The sequence below is a fragment of the Protofrankia sp. CiT1 genome (genome assembly GCF_917627335.1).
GTDB lineage: Bacteria > Actinomycetota > Actinomycetes > Frankiales > Frankiaceae > Protofrankia.
This window is the reverse complement of the sequence record NZ_CAKJTP010000033.1, coordinates 1-1,734: the sequence shown is the minus strand read 5'-3', so window position 1 is coordinate 1,734 and position 1,734 is coordinate 1. Positions and strand designations below refer to the sequence as shown.

Below are 1,734 nucleotides of genomic sequence, written 5' to 3'. Positions count from 1 at the left end.
ACGGCATGTTTCGACATCACCCCCGCCCCTCGCCACGCGATGCACGCGCCACAACCCGCCCCTTGAGCCACACCCCTGTTGCCGGTCGCTCTTGCTCGAAGGCGGCGTCTCCCCAAAGGCAGTGCCTTCGAAGGCGCTGCCTCAAAAATTTTCACTCAATGAAAATATATTGCATACAATGCAACCAGCGGCTCGATCGCCTGTCAATATCTCTCTCGGTCCGCCTGGAGCAACCGGCAACAGGGTGCGCGGCATCGCGGGGGTGGGGCATCGCGGGGGTGGGGCACATCCCTGTTACCGGGCGCTCCACAAGTTCGCCGCTGATGCCTCTGGGAGATAACTGTTTTCATCAGATGAAAACGCGCCAGCGGCGAGGAGGCGACCAGCCGCGGCATCCGCCGGCCCGAGGAGGCCACGGCGTCGCCTGGCCCGTGAAAGCCGGGCGCCCAACTCGGTGGGCGGGTTCGGGCTGATGTTGGCGGGCCGCTGCCGTGGGCCGGAGCAGCATGTGACGATCAAAATTCTGGCCGCGAGACAATGCTCGGGCACTCGCCGCTACCAGCCATGCGGAGGTGGCGTTCTCCCCGGACGGCCGCGCCAGGCCACCGGCGATGACGAAGAGCGGGGACGGCTGTGGGCGTCACGCCGAGCTGCCCGCCGCGAGTCGTCGAGCGACGAATCGGCGGCCGCTGGTTCATGGTTGCTCGCCCCAGCGGCCGCCGACAGCCGTTCGGTACCTCCGGGGATCAGGCTCCCGGGACGGTCACATTTTTCTCGTCAAACCCGAAACCGTTGCTTGTGGCGCTTCGCTGCAGACCGGCGAAACTGTTCTCGCTGGCGTCGATATCCGCCTCGGTGGCGGTACCGCTCTTCAGCTTGTCGGTCAGGTTCGAAAAACTGTCACTGATGGACTGAACAGCGTTGCAGAGCGAGGGGTTCGCTTCCGCGAAGCCTTTGGCGACCTTCAGCTCGTGCACCGTGAAGACGCCCGCCACCGCGGCTTTGACGAAGGTGCGTTTCCGCTGGTCGGCCCCGGCCTTGAAGCCGCCGTTCTTCAGCGGCTTGTAGATGTACCGGTGGAAGGCGCCGAGGCCGAGGCCCGCGTGCAACGCGAAACGGGTCTTGGCGAAAGCACGCGTGTTACCGGCCGTCGGGCAGGGCGCGTTGTCCTCCGGATCGCTGTCGTCGGTCGCGCTGGTAGTCGCCGCGCTTCCCGAGGAAGATCGAATCTTGCTCGTGCCGGTGCCGCAGCCACCGACAAGAACCAGAGCCAACAGCGCGGCCATCAGGACCACACCGCGCCGGACGTTCCGCGAGGCCATTGTGTTTCTCCCTTTCCCCTGCCGGACGACCTCGCCACCATCAGGCGTCCGGGAACAGCGAATCTCCCAACCGCCATCGAGGTCCTACGACGGACACCGTATTACCAGTCCGGGCCACTCGTAAAAATTCACCTGGTTTAGAGATCTTGCTGTAGGTGACGGGTCGTGGGCATGACTGTGGGCCACGCCGGGCGGGGCCGGCGCGGCGGGGTCGGTGGAGTGCCCGTCAGGTGGGGACGACGGCGGCCGGTGGCATCCAGGGAGTGCCGCGGAACGCGAGCCGGAGGGCGTGCATCGCGGACACACCGTGCTTGCGGGCGGTGGAGACGTAACTCGCGATCTGGAGGCGGCAGGCGGTCGCGGCCTGGGAGGTGAGCCGTCCGCTGATCTTCTGCTGGGTCTTTTATGCCGA

Annotated in this window: 1 protein-coding gene; it reads right to left on the bottom strand. The window is 65.9% G+C overall.

Annotation, left to right across the window (positions count from 1 at the left end):
- Nucleotides 1-746: 746 nt before the first annotated feature.
- Nucleotides 747-1,322, bottom strand: a complete 576-nt coding sequence (locus MJ785_RS08140) for a hypothetical protein (RefSeq protein ID WP_239380316.1) — start codon at nucleotides 1,320-1,322, stop codon at nucleotides 747-749.
- Nucleotides 1,323-1,734: the final 412 nt, after the last annotated feature.

Excerpts from the sequence above, each read along its gene's own strand:
- MJ785_RS08140 (WP_239380316.1), bottom strand. The coding sequence starts at position 1,322 with ATGGCCTCGCGGAACGTCCGGCGCGGTGTGGTCCTGATGGCCGCGCTG.